The sequence below is a fragment of the Buttiauxella selenatireducens genome (assembly GCF_031432975.1).
Lineage (GTDB): Bacteria > Pseudomonadota > Gammaproteobacteria > Enterobacterales > Enterobacteriaceae > Buttiauxella > Buttiauxella selenatireducens.
The window spans coordinates 3,732,507-3,748,199 of record NZ_CP133838.1; the positions used below are offsets into that span (position 1 = coordinate 3,732,507).

The following is a 15,693-nucleotide window of genomic DNA, read 5'->3' on the forward strand; positions in this document are numbered from 1 at the left end:
GTTTAATTGGTTCAACCCGCCACTTTACCCACCAATATAGGACAGGTTCTGGGTGATGCCGGTTTCACCGTCATGCAGGAAATGGGTCTGTTTTTTGTGCGTCAACGCTTCGGCAATACGCGCTTCAAGCTCGTCGATTTGCCCGTCATCCGCCAGCAAATCACGCAATGAAATGCCGTGATCGCCAAACAAACACAGATGCAGATTACCGACTGACGAAACGCGCAGGCGATTACAACTGGCACAAAAGTCTTTCTCATACGGCATGATTAGGCCGATTTCGCCCTGATAATCCGGATGGCAAAAGACTTGCGCGGGGCCATCGCTGCGGCTGCGAAGCTGATGAACCCAACCGCGAGCCAACAACTGATCGCGGATGGTTTTTCCTGAAACGTGGTGGTTGCGGAACAATTCGCCGCCGTCGCCGGTTTCCATCAGCTCGATGAAACGCAACTGGATGGGACGTGGTTTTATCCACGCAAGGAAGGTATCGAGTTCGTGGTGATTCACCCCACGCATCAGCACGGTATTTACTTTTACGCGCTCAAATCCGGCGGTGAATGCAGCATCAATGCCGTCCATCACCTGACGGAATTTATCTTGCCCGGTAATGGCGTGGAACTGGCGAGCATCGAGGCTATCAACGCTGACATTGACCGCGGTAAGACCCGCATCACGCCATTGCTGGATATCACGCGCAAGGCGATAGCCATTGGTTGTCATGGCAATCTGGCGGATCCCAGGATTTTCACGCACGGCAGCGATGATGTCGGTGAAATCTTTACGCAAAGAGGGCTCGCCTCCCGTCAGACGTACTTTTTCAGTACCGAGGGCGGCAAATGCGCGCGTGACGCGGCGAATTTCATCGACGTTGAGGAAACTTTTATTTGCCACACCGTGAGGCTTGTAGCCATCCGGCAGACAATAGTTGCAACGAAAATTGCAAACGTCGGTAATAGAGAGACGCAGATAAAAAAACTTACGAGCGTAAGCGTCGGTAAGTTGGGTAGCCATGTACACCTTCCAAATACGGGAGATGCAGGCATTTCTTTCTGCACCCTGGTGACTCAAGGTCACGGCCAACGCACCGTATCTTTCGACTTAGGTCCAGAGGCTTAGTGTGTGTTAGAGCGATAGTAGCGCGTGATGACATTATTCGCCATAGCCGCTTTCGCTGTATAATTACATACATAACGAACTAATTGCTCAATTTCGCAACAGACTACGCGAAAAGTGAACTTTTGCATTGATATACATCATTATCGTTTGAGCCTGAATCGTATTTTCAGATCTTTTACGCTACCTTATTTCGATAGTTCGTCATTAGGAATAGTTATGCGCAATCGTACGTTTGCTGATTTGGACCGAGTGGTTGCTCTCGGCGGTGGACACGGTCTGGGCAGGGTTATGTCATCCCTCTCCTCTTTAGGCTCACGTTTAACTGGCATTGTGACCACCACGGATAATGGCGGTTCTACAGGGCGAATTCGTCGCTCTGAAGGCGGCATTGCCTGGGGCGATATGCGCAACTGTTTAAATCAGTTAATTACTGAACAGAGCGTGGCTTCAGCGATGTTTGAGTATCGTTTTGGCGGTAATGGCGAACTTTCAGGGCATAACCTTGGAAATCTGATGTTAAAGGCGCTAGACCATCTGAGCGTGCGCCCTTTGGAAGCCATAAATCTCATTCGTAATCTGCTTAAGGTGGATGCGTTTCTGATTCCGATGTCCGAACAACCGGTTGATTTAATGGCAACAGACGCAGACGGCCATTTTATTTACGGTGAGGTCAATATTGATCAGCTTTCATCGCCGCCGCAGGAGTTATCGTTATACCCCAAAGCCCATGCCACACGTGAAGCTGTACAGGCGATTGCCGAAGCAGATTTGATTCTGATTGGCCCTGGCAGTTTCTATACCAGTTTGATGCCATTGCTGTTGCTGGAAGATATGGATCAGGCGCTACGCCGCACCCCTGCCCCAGTGGTGTTTATCGGTAATCTTGGAAAAGAGTTAAGCACCGCCGCCGCAAGCCTGTCGCTTGGGCAAACGCTGGACATTATGGAGCAGCGTGTTGGTAAGCGCATCATTGATGCCGTGGTGGTTGGCCCGCAGGTAGATGTTTCCGAAATCACCGACCGGGTCGTGATTCAGGAACCGCTGGAAGCTTGTGATATTCGTTATCGCCACGACCGGCAATTGCTTCGCCAGGCGCTGGAAAAAGCCATTCAGCAGCTCGGTTAAACAATTCATACGTGGCGGGTAAACCAGACTTACCCGCCCTCACCTCAAGGCTTATCATTACGACGCCGCAATAAATAACTGCCGTAGTTGATGCAGTTGATCGCGCACCTGCGCGGCTTCTTCAAATTCCAGATTCTGCGCATGCTCCAGCATCTTCCCTTCCAACTGATGAATTTTCTGTTGTAGGGCTTTAGGAGTCAGAATAATTTCATCATCTTCAATCACGCTGCGCGCTTTGCTCTTCATCCGGCCCTTGGTTTTCGCCATCCCTTCGCCAAGTTGAAGAACATCCACAACTTTCTTGTTCAGCCCTTGCGGGGTAATCCCATTTTCTTCGTTGTAACGCTGCTGTTTCTCACGGCGACGCTCCGTTTCACCAATCGCCTTCGCCATAGAAGGTGTGATTTTGTCACCATACAAAATGGCTTTACCGTTGATGTTACGTGCCGCACGGCCAATCGTCTGAATGAGTGAACGCTCAGAACGCAGGAAACCTTCTTTATCAGCATCCAGAATCGCCACCAGCGACACTTCAGGCATATCCAACCCCTCGCGGAGTAAGTTAATGCCCACCAGCACGTCGAACTCGCCCAGGCGCAAATCACGGATGATTTCCATACGCTCAACGGTATCAATATCGGAGTGCAGATAGCGCACCCGTTCGCCGTGTTCTTCGAGATACTCCGTCAAATCTTCGGCCATACGTTTGGTCAGAGTGGTGACCAAAACACGTTCGTTAATTTCAACGCGTTTGCGAATTTCAGAAAGTAGGTCGTCAACCTGAGTCGCAACAGGACGCACTTCGATAATCGGATCCAGCAAGCCGGTTGGCCTGACAACCTGGTCGACAACATCGCCTCCAGACTTTTCTAACTCATAGTTGCTCGGCGTTGCTGAGACATAAATAGTTTGCGGAGCAAGCGCTTCAAACTCTTCAAATTTCAGCGGACGGTTATCCAGTGCTGAAGGCAAACGGAAGCCATATTCCACCAGCGTCTCTTTACGCGCCCGGTCGCCACGATACATCCCGCCAATTTGCGGAATGGTGACGTGTGATTCATCGACGACCAGCAGGCCATCTGCGGGCAGGTAATCGAAAAGTGTTGGAGGTGGCTCACCAGGACCACGGCCAGATAAGAACCGCGAGTAGTTTTCAACGCCCGAGCAGTAGCCCAACTCATTCATCATTTCTAAATCGAACTGAGTACGCTGCGTGAGTCGCTGTTCTTCGAGTAATTTGTTGTTTGCCAGCAGGACCTTTCTGCGGTCTGCCAGTTCAACCTTTATCTCTTCCATGGCTTGCACAATACGTTCACGCGGCGTGACGTAATGCGATTTTGGATAAACGGTGAAACGTTGAATAACCTGGTCTATTTGCCCGGTCAGTGGGTCAAACAATGAAAGCCGTTCCACTTCTTCATCAAACAGCTCCACACGTAGCGCTAAATCGTCCGACTCTGCCGGGAAGATGTCGATGACTTCGCCGCGAACGCGGAAAGTCCCGCGCTGGAAAGCCTGGTCATTCCGGGTGTATTGCAGTTCGGTCAAACGGCGCAAAATAGAACGCTGATCGATGATCATCCCTTTGGTGAGATGCAGCATCATTTTCAGGTAGAGATCAGGGTCGCCCAGGCCGTAAATCGCTGACACTGAAGCCACCACGATCACATCGCGCCTTTCCAGTAACGCTTTGGTCGCAGACAGACGCATCTGTTCGATATGTTCATTCACCGATGAGTCTTTTTCGATAAACGTATCGGAACTAGGAACGTAGGCTTCAGGCTGGTAGTAATCGTAATACGAGACAAAAAACTCGACCGCGTTATCAGGAAAGAACTCTTTCATCTCGCCGTACAACTGCGCCGCAAGGGTTTTATTCGGCGCCAGCACCATCGTAGGGCGTTGCAAATCAGCAATCACATTCGCCACGGTAAAGGTCTTACCAGAGCCCGTCACACCTAATAACGTCTGATGGGCAAGCCCGTCTTGTAGACCCTCTTCAAGGCGACGTATGGCTTCGGGCTGATCGCCAGAAGGTTTGAAGGCTGAATTTAATTTGAACGCTTTACTCATGAAGAGGCTACCTGATGAAGAAACGAGCGGGCCGGAGGATAATTTTACTCGGCACAGGAAATTTTGCCAGAAAAAGATACTGGATGAAAAACCAGTTCCTTGCACTGGTGTTTATGATATCGGCTCTCGCTGCCGTCTGGTTTGGAGGTAAAACATTCCTCTTTCAGCGATTTCAGCTGACCTAAATGGTTATCCCCAGATTTTTTTACCTTTTAACAATTGTCAAGCAGTGTCATAAAAGCGTAAGGAACATCTGATGCACTTTCATTGCAGCGATTGATTTTATTCAACTCGTTAATTTTAAACAGCTATTTGTAAAAGTCTGGTTTCGCGCCAATTCATGCGTAACCCGCGCCAGCCCTCGCTTACCGCAAGTTTTCTAACTCTAATGCACATGGTTATCCACAGGAATAGTGGATAACTGCTCTCAGCCCTTTTGCAGCGCAGACCGCAAAAAACCCTAAAATCTCTGTGCCGGCCTCAAAAAATATTTTTCAGCATTATTTTCACCCCTTTTTTACCTGCTAAAGGCGCGCAATTTCTTATGATCTTGCTCACGAATTGCGCATTCTCATGAAGCAGCCCGAAGACATTGCACCAAACCTATCTACGGCCAGGCACTGACACAGTGCATTCGGCTTTTCGAGTTGTAGATGGCGAATCTTTCCTCAACCTTTTTCATGAGCCTTTTCCCAAAGTTGCAATGTTCCAGCGCGCAAAAAGGTTAGTGGCAAGGTAATTGCACTGTTTTACTCGTCCTGGATCGCATAGCGGATGTTAATGCGCGTTCTTAACCCTGTCCGAAGGAGAGTATCGATGTTGAGTCTGCGAGCTGTTAATCAGTTTTATGGTGAAAGTCATATTCTGTGGAATCTGGATCTTGAGCTGACACCAGGCCAATGCACTTGTGTGCTGGGTGCACCAGGGATGGGTAAAACGACGTTGGTTAACTGCATAACCGGTTACTTGCCTGTTCAGAGTGGCAGTATGACCTGGCTTGAGGCTGGCCACCCTCCACAAGATTTACTGACGCAACCGATTGAAGGCAGAGCGGCGCTCGGGATGAGTTACGTCGCCCAGGACCGGCGGATATTTTCCCAGCTGAGCGTTGAGGAAAACCTGCAAATTGCACTGCTGGCGGCCCGTGAACGGCCACGCGCTATCCCATCCATGATCTATGAACTGTTTCCTGAACTTTACAACTTGCGCCATGTGCGCGCAGGCGAGTTGTCGGGCGACCTTCAGCAGCAACTGGCATTAGCAAGGGCGCTAGTGACCGAACCGAAACTGCTGATTCTCGATGAACCCACTTTCGGCAGCGGTCAGCGTTTTATTCATGATCTCGGTAATATTATTCGGCGGCTAAGCCGTGACTTTGGGCTGACTGTCCTGTTGGTCGAACAACGGTTGCCCTTTATTCGCCGTGTAGCCGACCGTTTCTGCTTGCTCCACCGTGGACGTAACGTCGCTCAAGGTCATGTCGCGCAGTTAGATGACAAACTGGTTTCCAGTTGGATTGACCCATGATGGCGTGCCAACCGACGGCAAGAATGGAAAGTCCGGTTTTGCCGTCACAACTGCCCTAGCTGTTTCTGTACAGTTTTATCGAGATCGGCAAGTTCCCGTTGTAAATTGCATTGTCGTGTCACGGCGGAGAGTTCCACCAGCGGCAAAGGGACTTTTGACACCCCAGCTTCGCGCATCCAACGTAATACCGGTTCCAGATGCCAAATAGCGGTTTTCCCGTCATGCACGGGTTGAGGGAATGCCTCCCGGCTGACCATCACTTTACGCATATACTGGCGTGAAAACCCCAGCAGTTCGGCAATATCCGTTAGCCCAACTAAATCGGGCATCACTTCGACCAATACTGCACCTGGAATAATTCGCTTTACGTCTTTGATGGCGGACACCACGGCCAGCCTTGCCTCGTGCGCTTCGCGGGTGAAATTCAGCGCTATGCGCCCGGTCACTCCCACACCAACCAGTGCGTCATCGCAGCCTTGTGCGCCTAACGCCTCTACCCATTCGGCGGGATCCTGGCCTTTTTCTGGCAAGGTAAAAATCAATGTGAAACTAAATTCCGACATGTTCTGCTCCTTGAAACTCAATGTCTGATGGTGGGCGGAATGCCTTGTTGGCTACAGTTATCGACGACACGACGTATTTGCCTGGCATGGTTATAAGCACTGCGTGGCGAGCTCCAGATGCAACTAATACAAAACTCACCGCAGCGACAGGCTTTGTTATTCCAGGGGCAATACATCCTCCCCCAACAGTGCGCACCGCCAGGGCGCACTTGCCAGCCCTGGCACTCGGCATAGCTTAATGCGGCTTCGATATCCTTATTCGGGTGTAAACGCCGTGTCATAAAACCTCCTGAGCATACTCGCAAAAAAGTTGTCATGTGACAACATAAATTTAAAAGTAATTTACTCGCTTCGGTTTAATGTTCAAGCGGAAGAAGGGACAATTGAACGCATCAGGAAGCGCGCCCGAAATATTTTCCGGGCGTTGCAGAAATGTTCAAAAGATCTGCGAGTTATGCAGAAAGAAGAGAAACATCCAGATAGTGACCGAGCGCCGTTTGCTCGCTAAGTTGCGGGCAAAACGGAATTTCACCCAACATGGGGGCGTGTAACACATCGCGCAACGTGGCGATGTATTCTGTGTGGCGTTTCCCCGTAGGCTGAACGTCATTGGCAATCCACCCCGCCAGATGCAGGCCTGCATTTTTCACCGCATGAGCCGTAAGCATTGCATGGTTAATGCAGCCCAGTTTCACCCCAACAACCAGAATGACGGGCAACTGCTCCTGGATAACCCAATCGGCGAAAGTAACGGTCTGTGAAAGTGGCGTAAACCAGCCTCCCGCCCCTTCAACCTGCAACCAGTCAGCGTGTGAAGAGAGCGCTTCAAGCCCTGCTGAAAGCTGCGAAAACTCGATAGGTCGATTTTCTAACGCGCTCACAATATGCGGTGATGTCGGCTCCAGAAAGGCAAACGGATTGACCTGTTCATAGCCTAATGTGGCGCTGCTATTGCGCTGCAATGCAAGCGCATCGCTGTTACGAATACCTGCTGCCGTCATTTCGCTGCCAGAGGCCACCGGTTTATACCCCGCAGTACGGTAACCCGCGTGCGTTGCGGCTTGCAGCAATGCACAACTGGCGACAGTTTTACCCACTTCGGTATCGGTTCCGGTCACAAACCATCTTTTAATCACGTTCTATTACTCCACAAACGAGCTGCCAGGTCAGGGGGAATTGCCCCTCTTTTTGTGGCCAGGCGAGACTTAATTTTTGTAATTGTTGGCGGGTCATTAATGACGCTTTGCGTCCATCATGCAGATGCGTTGCTCCAATGCCTTTTAGCGAGTGCATGGCGCTCATTACGCTGACGTAGGACTGGCTAATCTCGTGGACTTTCAGGGAACAACGCCAGCCTTCGCAAGCACTCTGAATCTGCTCAAACGAGAGAAACTGATTCGCATGAGAGCGTTCATCCACCGCATGCCACGCGGTATGAAGTTCGCTTAATGAATCCGCAGCAAGCGTGGTAAATGCCACGCAACCGCCAGGGCGAGTGACGCGGTAAAGTTCACTCAAACCACTGCGTAAATCATTGCACCACTGCACAGCCAGATTGCTCCAGGCTAAATCCACTTGCCCATCGGGCAGTGCGATGGCCTCGATATCACCTTCGAGATAACCATCTGCCGACTCCTGTTGTGCCGCATAATTCAGCATGTCAGGTGAGAGATCCAACGCGGTCACATGGCAGCCTTTTTTGCGCCATGCGCGGCTGTACCAGCCAGTGCCACATCCCGCATCCAGCATCGTAGCGATGCGTCGTCCTTCAAGCATATCGGCAAGCAATTCACCACTGGTGCGTTGCAATTCGGCGTGGCTGTCATAGGTGGTTGCCGCGCGTCCAAATGCCGCCGCGATGGCAGCTTTGTTAACGTGTTGCGTCATACAGCGCCTCCAGAAGCAGGTCGATATCCTCGCGGGTATGGCTTGCAGTCAGCGTCACACGCAACCGCGCCGTGCCGGGTGGCACCGTGGGCGGGCGAATTGCCGTCAGCCAAAATCCGCGCTCGCGCAGCGTAGAAGCAAGGTTCACCGCCGCCTGATTCTCACCGACAATCACTGGCTGGATAGCCGTTTGCGAGGCCATTAATTTCAGCGGTAACTTTTCGGCCCCGGCACGGAAATGGGCGATATTGGCCTGCAATTGCCTCCGTCTTGCATCATCACGACGTATCACCTGCAACGCAGCCGTTAACGCGCAGGCCTGGGCTGGCGGCATTGCTGTGCTGTAAATGAGATGTCGGGCAAACTGGAGCAGATAATCAGCGAGCGACTCACTGCACAGCACCGCAGCACCACTGATGCCAAATGCTTTTCCGAAGGTCACGACCAGCAAATCTGGCTTAATCTGTTGCTGGTCACAACTTCCCCGCCCTTCTCTCCCAACGACACCAATGCCATGAGCATCGTCAACCATCAACAATGCCCCTGCGTCGCGGCTGGCTCTGGCGATTTCAGCCAACGGTGCAGCATCGCCATCCATGCTGAACACCCCTTCGGTAATGACCAGTTGTTGACCGTCGCCAGGTTGCGCCAGCAAAGTTTGCAGTGATTGCACATCGTTATGCGCAAAACGCCGCAGTTGCGCCGGGCTATGCATTGCGGCTTCCAGAAGCGAGGCATGGCTGAGCTTATCGGCAATAATTCGGTCTGATTTTTCAGTTAGCGCCGCAATCAACGCCTGATTCGCCGCAAAACCTGAAATAAACAGCAGCGCACGAGGATAGCCGAGCCAATCCGCAAGCTGCTGTTCACAGTGTTGATGCGCCTGGTGATAGCCCGTGACATGCCCCGAGCCGCCACTGCCGACACCGTAAATCTCAGCCCCTTGCTGCCAGGCTTGAATGACCTCCGCATGGTGGCTCATTCCCAGGTAGTCATTGCTGGAAAAATTCAGGTAACGAATTTCATTTTGAACAAGATAGCGCCCGCTCCCTTGCTCATTCACCTGACGAATACGGAAACTGTCATTCGTGCGCCGTTGTTCAAGGGCGCTATCGATTCGTTGCTGCCAACTCATACAGCCGCCGCGTTGTAGTAATTCTCCGTATCTGCTGAAAGCAATTGATCGGTCAGTTGCTGCTGTTGTTCGTTATCGCCCGCATGAGTCGTCGTTTGTTGCGGGTTAAGCCCCAATTTGCGGAACAATTGCAGGTCTTTGTCTTCTTCAGGATTTGGCGTGGTGAGCAGTTTGCAGCCGTAGAAAATCGAGTTGGCACCCGCCATGAAGCACATGGCCTGAGTTTGCTCACTCATCTGTTCGCGCCCGGCAGAAAGACGCACGAACGATGTTGGCATCATGATGCGCGCCACGGCGATAGTACGAATAAAATCAAACGCATCGACGTCTTCATTATCCGCCATCGGTGTGCCTTTCACTTTTACCAACATATTGATGGGCACGCTTTCTGGCGGCGTCGGCAAATTGGCAAGTTGCAGCAGCAATCCGGCTCGGTCGGTCACCGTTTCGCCCAAACCAACAATGCCGCCTGAGCACACTTTAATCCCGGCACCGCGCACTTTATCCAGCGTGTCGAGACGCTCCTGATAGGTGCGAGTGGTAATAATATTGCCGTAGAATTCTGGCGAGGTATCAAGGTTATGGTTGTAATAATCCAGCCCTGCGTTGGCGAGGCGCTGCGCCTGGGAATCGGTTAACGTGCCAAGCGTCATGCAGGTTTCCAGCCCCATTTCGCGCACGCCCTGCACCATTTGTTCAAGATACGGCATATCGCGATCGTTAGGGTTTTTCCAGGCCGCGCCCATGCAGAAACGGGTAGAACCGGCGTTTAGCGCTTTACGCGCCGAGTCCAGAACCAGCTCAACTTCCATCAAACGTTCGGACGCAAGACCGGTTTTGTATCGCGCGCTTTGTGGGCAATATTTGCAGTCTTCCGGGCAAGCCCCGGTTTTAATCGACAGCAACGTGCTGACCTGAACATGACGGGGATCGAAGTGCTGACGGTGAACTTGTTGCGCCTCAAACATCAGTTCGAGGAAAGGTTTTTCAAATAAAGCAGTGACCTGCGACATTGACCAGCGTGCGTGGTGAGCCATTGGGCGTCTCCAAAAAGGGTGTTGTTAGCCGTTGATTGACGTTATACTTGTAAACCTAAATCTTTTTTAAATGGTTTACAAGTCACCCTATGACCCCTGCTGATTTAGCGTTCGACCAACAACATATCTGGCACCCGTACACTTCCATGACCCAACCGTTACCGGTTTATCCGGTGGTGGCGGCAACGGGCTGCGAACTGCAACTTGCTGATGGTAAAGCCCTTGTTGATGGGATGTCATCCTGGTGGGCGGCGATCCATGGCTACAATCACCCGCGCCTGAATCAAGCGATGAAAGATCAGATTGAGCAGATGTCGCATGTGATGTTTGGCGGTATCACACATCCGCCTGCCGTTGCGCTGTGCCGCAAACTGGTCGCCATGACGCCGGAAAATCTTGAATGCGTTTTCCTTGCCGACTCCGGCTCTGTTGCCGTTGAAGTGGCGATGAAAATGGCATTGCAGTACTGGCATGCCAAAGGCGAGCCCCGCCAGCGGTTTCTCACCTTCCGCCACGGTTATCACGGCGATACCTTTGGCGCAATGTCGGTTTGCGATCCCGATAATTCGATGCACAGCTTGTGGCAGGGATATCTCCCTGAGCATCTGTTTGCACCTGCACCAAACTGCCGCTTTGACGACGAGTGGGATGAGATGGACATTGTGCCATTCGCACGTTTAATGGCCGCACATCGTCATGAAATCGCGGCCGTAATCCTTGAGCCGATCGTTCAGGGTGCCGGCGGAATGCGTTTTTATCATCCTGAATGGCTCAGGCGCATTCGTCGCATGTGCGACCGCGAAGGGATTTTGCTGATTGCCGATGAGATAGCAACCGGCTTTGGTCGCACTGGCAAGCTGTTTGCCTGCGAACATGCGGGCATTTCACCGGATATTTTATGTCTTGGTAAAGCGCTGACCGGCGGTACCATGACACTCTCCGCCACATTGACCACGCGCCTGGTGGCAGACACCATCAGCAATGGTGAAGCCGGATGCTTTATGCATGGCCCAACGTTTATGGGCAATCCGTTAGCCTGCGCGGTGGCGAGCGAAAGCCTCGCGATACTTGAATCAGGCGAGTGGCAGCAGCAAGTGAATGCACTAGAGGAGCAGTTGTTGGCGGGGCTGAAACCGTTGCAGGATTGCGCACAAGTGGCGGATATCCGCGTGCTTGGCGCGATTGGCGTCGTGGAAACACACCATCCGGTGGACATGGCGGCACTTCAGGCGTTCTTTGTCGATCAGGGTGTGTGGATCCGTCCTTTCGGGCGCCTGATTTACCTGATGCCGCCGTACGTCATCGCGCATGAGCAACTGGCAAAACTGATTAAAGCCGTGGCAAATGCGGTGGAAAATCCTGCATTTTTCAAAAGCTGAGCACCAGCAAGCCACTCGCGGATGCACTACACTTCGAGGATCGTTTCACGCCCTTAAGGGAGAATCAGATGAAGGTCCTCATGGTTTTAACCTCGCACGATCAACTGGGTAATACCGGCAAACCCACAGGCTTTTGGCTTGAGGAGTTTGCCGCGCCCTATTATGTCTTTCGCGATGCAGGTCTGAAAATCACCCTCGCCTCACCAAAAGGTGGGCAGCCGCCGCTTGATCCCAAAAGCGATGCGCCAGATGCGCAAACTGATGATACCCGTCGTTTCCGTCATGATTCCGACGCACAACAACGGTTAGCCAATACCGTAAAACTCGACAGCGTCAGCGCTGAAGATTTTGATGCGGTGTTTTATCCCGGCGGCCATGGGCCGTTGTGGGATTTGGCAGACGATAAACACTCAATAACCCTGATTGAGCAATTTTGGGCCGCAGGGAAACCCGTTGGCGCGGTATGCCATGCGCCAGGGGTTTTGCGCAATGTGATAAAACCGGATGGCTCACCGCTGGTCAAAGGTAAACGGGTGACGGGTTTTACCAACAGTGAAGAAGATGGCGTTGGCCTGACGGCAATCGTGCCATTTTTGGTGGAAGATGAACTGAAAAAAGCCGGTGGGTTGTTTGAGCGCACTGATGATTGGGGCGAGTATGCAGTCGTTGACGGGCATCTGGTGACCGGTCAAAACCCAGCGTCATCAGCCATTGCCGCCGAAGAATTGTTGAAGTTACTGAATCTCTAACCCTCAGGAGCGGCTATGAAACTGATAAGCCAGGATTTCAAAGAAGGGGATAAACTTCCCTGGCGCCAGGTATTTAATGGCATGGGATACGATGGCGATAATATTTCCCCGCATTTAGCATGGGACGATGTCCCGGCGGGAACGAAAAGTTTTGTCGTGACCAGTTACGATCCTGACGCACCAACGGGTTCGGGCTGGTGGCATTGGGTGGTGATCAATCTTCCCGCCGACACCCGTGTTTTGCCGCAAGGAGCTGGCTCAGGGCTTGCTCAATTACCTGAACCAGCAAGAGAAACCTGGACCGATTTTGGCAAACCCGGTTACGGCGGCGCGGCACCACCAAAAGGGGAATCACACCGCTACATTTTCACCGTTTACGCTCTGGACGTTGAAACGTTGGATGTCGGTGACACCGCTTCTGGCGCAATGGTCGGTTTTAACGTCCATTTCCACGCGTTAGGCAGCGCCTCTATTACCGCTATGTTCAATTAATCCTATCTTTACGAAGCCGATTTGCATAATCGGCTTCCCGTTTCGCTCAACTTAGTATAAAAAAGCAGGCTTTAAGATCCCCTTTTAAACTTGCACTGCAAGGAGCAACCCTTGAACACATTCTCTGTTTCTCGCCGGGCAGCCGTGCTCGCTTTTGCTGTGGCGCTTTCTGCCTGTAGTTCTACATCGCCAGATGAACGCCCTTCTACTCAAGCGGCGCCAGGCACTCAATCTCGTCCGATTTTATCTTCCGATGAAGCTCAGAACTTTGTTCAGGCGCGCTACTTCTCATCAAAGAATAAAGATGAAGCGCCATGGGCACCGTCGTCTATTCGCATTCCTCAGCAGCCTGATTTTGTCGTGGGTACAGCGGGTGGCGCAGGTGTGACGCACACCTCTATTCAGGCCGCCGTTGATGCCGCCATTATGAAACACAGCAATACCCGTCAGTACATCGCGATTCAGCCAGGCGAATATGTCGGCACTGTTTATATTCCGGCAGGCTCTGGCAGCGTGACGCTGTATGGCACGACCGACAATGCCAGCGATGTAAAAATCACCATGCCGCTGGACTCTGAAATCGACGTAAACACCTGGCGTCGCGCGGTTAACCCCGCAGGCAAATATATGCCGGGTAAACCAGCGTGGTACATGTTTGATAGCTGCCAGAGCAAGCGTAGCGCGACCGTAGGTATTATGTGCTCTGCTGCTGTGTGGTCACAGAACAATGGCTTGCAGTTGCAAAACCTGACCATCGCTAACACGCTGGGTGACAGCGTTGATGCCGGTAACCATCAGGCCGTCGCATTGCGTACCGATGGCGATAAAGTCCAGCTGAACAATGTTCACCTGTTAGGTCGTCAGAACACCTTCTTTGTGACCAACAGCGATGTTCAAAACCGCCTGTTGAATGACCGTCAGCCACGCACATTTGTCACCAACAGCTACATTGAAGGTGATGTGGATGTGGTTGCAGGCCGCGGTGCGGTGGTGTTTGAGAATACCGATTTCCGTCTGGTAAACAGCCGTACTAAAGAGGGTTCTGTGTTTGCTCCGGCTACGCTGCCAAATATTTATTACGGTTTCCTTGCGATTAACAGCCGCTTTACCGCAGCGGGTGACGCGCAGTTGGGTCGCGCCTGGGATGTTGAAGCGACTGAAAATGGTTATACCGCAGGCCAGACTTCAAACGGCCAGGTGGTTATCCGTGATAGCGTGATTAACGAAGGTTTCAATATCGCGAAACCGTGGGGTGATGCCGCCAGCTCTAAACGTCCGTTCACCGGCAACACCGGAACGAAGGGCGAGAAAGACGCAATCCAGCGCGATTTGAATGATGCTAACGCAAACCGCATGTGGGAATTCAACAACCGTGGCGTAGGTAGCCAGGTCGTTGCTGAGTAAACATCCGCGCTTTGCTTAAAACAAAAAACCTCGCCGCAGCGAGGTTTTTTATGCAACTTGAAGTATGACGGGTATTAGTGTGCGTTAACGACCACCCACATAGGCCCCTGCCCAACGGCATAACGGCCTTTCTCTTCCAGTAAACCTTGCTCACCGGTGATTTGATACACCGCGATATGGTGAGACTTTTGACCCGCGGCAATCAAATATTTACCTGAGTGATCAACGTTAAAGCCGCGTGGCTGCGTTTCGGTCGGCTGATAGCCTTCGACGGCCAGGACACTGCCATCTTCAGAGACGCTGAATACCGTGATGATGCTGGCAGTACGGTCGCAGGTATACAGGTGACGACCATCAGGAGTGATGTGAATATCTGCGGCCCAACGGGTGTCAGAGAAGCCAGAAGGCATCATATCGAGCGTTTGCACGCATTCAATTTTTCCGTAAGCATTCTTCAGTTCCCACACGTCGACAGAACCGTTCAATTCGTTAACGCAGTAACCGTATTGCTGATTCGGGTGGAACACCATATGGCGTGGGCCAGCCCCTTCAACGGTGGTCACTTCCGCCGGAGTTTGTGCGACCAGATGACCGTCGTCAGACAGCGTGAACTGGCAGATGCGATCTTGTTTCAACGCCGGAACCCACAAGGTGCGATTGTCCGGGGAAATATTGGCAGAGTGGCAACCTTCTAAACCTTCCACCACTTCAACCACTTCACCAGGTAAACCATCGTTGCTCAGGCTCACCACACTGACGCTGCCCGCATTGTAAGACGCGCTGAACAGGAAGCGGCCTTGATGGTCGGTCGAAATGTGCGTTGGGCTGCCAGGGATCGCCGTTACACCCGCTTCGGTGAGCATGCCGTCGTCCGGCGCAATGCGGTAAGCAATGACGCGAAATTCAGGGCGCACACCCACGTACAGATAACGTTTGTCGGGGCTGATAACCATCGGCTGAACCTGACCTGCAACATCCACCACCTGCACCAGAGTTAACTCGCCGCTGGAGTTAAGTTGCCAAACGTGGATTTGCTGGCTTTCCGGGCTAGCGGTATAGACTGTTTGTTTCATGGAATCTCTCTCCTCCCAACGTCTTGAGTAATAGTCACAAGGGTAGTGCCAATTGCTGCTTCGTGTTGGGATTTTGAACAACGCTGCAAGCGGTGTAACATCGGCACAGGCCTTATGATTCTGAATTTGA

Annotated in this window: 15 protein-coding genes and 1 riboswitch; of the genes, 6 read left to right on the forward strand and 9 right to left on the reverse strand. The window is 52.0% G+C overall.

Translation table 11 applies throughout. The annotated features are described in order from the left end of the window. Positions 1-24: 24 nt before the first annotated feature. Positions 25-1,014, reverse strand: coding sequence for a GTP 3',8-cyclase MoaA (gene moaA, locus RHD99_RS17195; protein ID WP_309875473.1), 990 nt, complete (start codon positions 1,012-1,014; stop codon positions 25-27). Next, positions 1,002-1,130, reverse strand: a riboswitch (molybdenum cofactor riboswitch). Its footprint overlaps the gene before it by 13 nt. A 205-nt stretch (positions 1,131-1,335) precedes the next feature. On the opposite strand from moaA, the gene yvcK reads away from it, so the two are divergent. After that, positions 1,336-2,244, forward strand: a complete 909-nt coding sequence (gene yvcK, locus RHD99_RS17200) for a uridine diphosphate-N-acetylglucosamine-binding protein YvcK (RefSeq protein WP_183271039.1) — start codon at positions 1,336-1,338, stop codon at positions 2,242-2,244. 57 nt (positions 2,245-2,301) lie between these two features. On the opposite strand, the gene uvrB is transcribed toward yvcK, so the two are convergent. Beyond that, complete coding sequence (gene uvrB, locus RHD99_RS17205) at positions 2,302-4,317, reverse strand: excinuclease ABC subunit UvrB (RefSeq protein WP_309875476.1); 2,016 nt, start codon at positions 4,315-4,317, stop codon at positions 2,302-2,304. 816 nt (positions 4,318-5,133) lie between these two features. On the opposite strand from uvrB, the gene RHD99_RS17210 reads away from it, so the two are divergent. Next, a complete protein-coding gene (locus tag RHD99_RS17210) occupies positions 5,134-5,844 on the forward strand; it encodes an ABC transporter ATP-binding protein (protein WP_183271041.1) in 711 nt (236 codons plus the stop codon). Between the two features lie 44 nt (positions 5,845-5,888). On the opposite strand, the gene RHD99_RS17215 is transcribed toward RHD99_RS17210, so the two are convergent. The 6 genes from RHD99_RS17215 to bioB form a co-directional block, all read right to left on the reverse strand. Then, a complete protein-coding gene (locus RHD99_RS17215) occupies positions 5,889-6,407 on the reverse strand; it encodes a helix-turn-helix transcriptional regulator (protein ID WP_309875478.1) in 519 nt (172 codons plus the stop codon). A 17-nt stretch (positions 6,408-6,424) separates the two neighbouring features. Continuing rightward, positions 6,425-6,688, reverse strand: a complete 264-nt coding sequence (locus tag RHD99_RS17220; protein WP_183271043.1) for a hypothetical protein — start codon at positions 6,686-6,688, stop codon at positions 6,425-6,427. A gap of 171 nt (positions 6,689-6,859) precedes the next feature. Beyond that, complete coding sequence (gene bioD, locus RHD99_RS17225) at positions 6,860-7,543, reverse strand: dethiobiotin synthase (RefSeq protein ID WP_309875480.1); 684 nt, start codon at positions 7,541-7,543, stop codon at positions 6,860-6,862. After that, a complete protein-coding gene (bioC, locus tag RHD99_RS17230; protein ID WP_309875481.1) occupies positions 7,536-8,294 on the reverse strand; it encodes a malonyl-ACP O-methyltransferase BioC in 759 nt (252 codons plus the stop codon). The genes bioD and bioC overlap by 8 nt, the downstream gene beginning before the upstream one ends. Further along, positions 8,278-9,429 carry an 8-amino-7-oxononanoate synthase gene (bioF, locus tag RHD99_RS17235; protein ID WP_309875482.1) on the reverse strand — a complete coding sequence of 384 codons (1,152 nt, stop codon included), beginning with the start codon at positions 9,427-9,429 and terminating at the stop codon, positions 8,278-8,280. The genes bioC and bioF overlap by 17 nt, the downstream gene beginning before the upstream one ends. Continuing rightward, a complete protein-coding gene (gene bioB, locus RHD99_RS17240) occupies positions 9,426-10,466 on the reverse strand; it encodes a biotin synthase BioB (protein ID WP_309875484.1) in 1,041 nt (346 codons plus the stop codon). The genes bioF and bioB overlap by 4 nt, the downstream gene beginning before the upstream one ends. Before the next feature lie 89 nt (positions 10,467-10,555). Between bioB and bioA the strand changes: the two genes are divergently transcribed. The 4 genes from bioA to RHD99_RS17260 all read left to right on the forward strand — a co-directional run bounded on the left by bioA (position 10,556) and on the right by RHD99_RS17260 (position 14,490). Then, complete coding sequence (gene bioA, locus RHD99_RS17245; RefSeq protein WP_309875486.1) at positions 10,556-11,845, forward strand: adenosylmethionine--8-amino-7-oxononanoate transaminase; 1,290 nt, start codon at positions 10,556-10,558, stop codon at positions 11,843-11,845. Between the two features lie 68 nt (positions 11,846-11,913). Next, positions 11,914-12,594 carry a type 1 glutamine amidotransferase domain-containing protein gene (locus tag RHD99_RS17250; protein ID WP_309875487.1) on the forward strand — a complete coding sequence of 227 codons (681 nt, stop codon included), beginning with the start codon at positions 11,914-11,916 and terminating at the stop codon, positions 12,592-12,594. A 15-nt stretch (positions 12,595-12,609) separates the two neighbouring features. Further along, positions 12,610-13,086 carry a kinase inhibitor gene (locus tag RHD99_RS17255; protein ID WP_183271050.1) on the forward strand — a complete coding sequence of 159 codons (477 nt, stop codon included), beginning with the start codon at positions 12,610-12,612 and terminating at the stop codon, positions 13,084-13,086. 111 nt (positions 13,087-13,197) lie between these two features. Beyond that, entirely contained in the window at positions 13,198-14,490 is a 1,293-nt protein-coding gene (locus RHD99_RS17260) for a putative acyl-CoA thioester hydrolase (RefSeq protein WP_309875489.1), read from the forward strand. Positions 14,491-14,564: 74 nt separating this feature from the next. Here the strand turns inward: RHD99_RS17260 and pgl are convergent, their stop codons facing one another. Further along, positions 14,565-15,563 carry a 6-phosphogluconolactonase gene (gene pgl, locus RHD99_RS17265; RefSeq protein ID WP_309875490.1) on the reverse strand — a complete coding sequence of 333 codons (999 nt, stop codon included), beginning with the start codon at positions 15,561-15,563 and terminating at the stop codon, positions 14,565-14,567. Between the last annotated feature and the right edge of the window lie 130 nt (positions 15,564-15,693).

Bases quoted from the DNA above. Each gene is read 5' to 3' on its own strand.
- moaA (WP_309875473.1), bottom strand. From the start codon at position 1,014: ATGGCTACCCAACTTACCGACGCTTACGCTCGTAAGTTTTTTTATCTG.
- yvcK (WP_183271039.1), top strand. From the start codon at position 1,336: ATGCGCAATCGTACGTTTGCTGATTTGGACCGAGTGGTTGCTCTCGGC.
- uvrB (WP_309875476.1), bottom strand. From the start codon at position 4,317: ATGAGTAAAGCGTTCAAATTAAATTCAGCCTTCAAACCTTCTGGCGAT.
- RHD99_RS17210 (WP_183271041.1), top strand. From the start codon at position 5,134: ATGTTGAGTCTGCGAGCTGTTAATCAGTTTTATGGTGAAAGTCATATT.
- RHD99_RS17215 (WP_309875478.1), bottom strand. From the start codon at position 6,407: ATGTCGGAATTTAGTTTCACATTGATTTTTACCTTGCCAGAAAAAGGC.
- RHD99_RS17220 (WP_183271043.1), bottom strand. From the start codon at position 6,688: ATGACACGGCGTTTACACCCGAATAAGGATATCGAAGCCGCATTAAGC.
- bioC (WP_309875481.1), bottom strand. From the start codon at position 8,294: ATGACGCAACACGTTAACAAAGCTGCCATCGCGGCGGCATTTGGACGC.
- bioF (WP_309875482.1), bottom strand. From the start codon at position 9,429: ATGAGTTGGCAGCAACGAATCGATAGCGCCCTTGAACAACGGCGCACG.
- bioB (WP_309875484.1), bottom strand. From the start codon at position 10,466: ATGGCTCACCACGCACGCTGGTCAATGTCGCAGGTCACTGCTTTATTT.
- bioA (WP_309875486.1), top strand. From the start codon at position 10,556: ATGACCCCTGCTGATTTAGCGTTCGACCAACAACATATCTGGCACCCG.
- RHD99_RS17250 (WP_309875487.1), top strand. From the start codon at position 11,914: ATGAAGGTCCTCATGGTTTTAACCTCGCACGATCAACTGGGTAATACC.
- RHD99_RS17255 (WP_183271050.1), top strand. From the start codon at position 12,610: ATGAAACTGATAAGCCAGGATTTCAAAGAAGGGGATAAACTTCCCTGG.
- pgl (WP_309875490.1), bottom strand. From the start codon at position 15,563: ATGAAACAAACAGTCTATACCGCTAGCCCGGAAAGCCAGCAAATCCAC.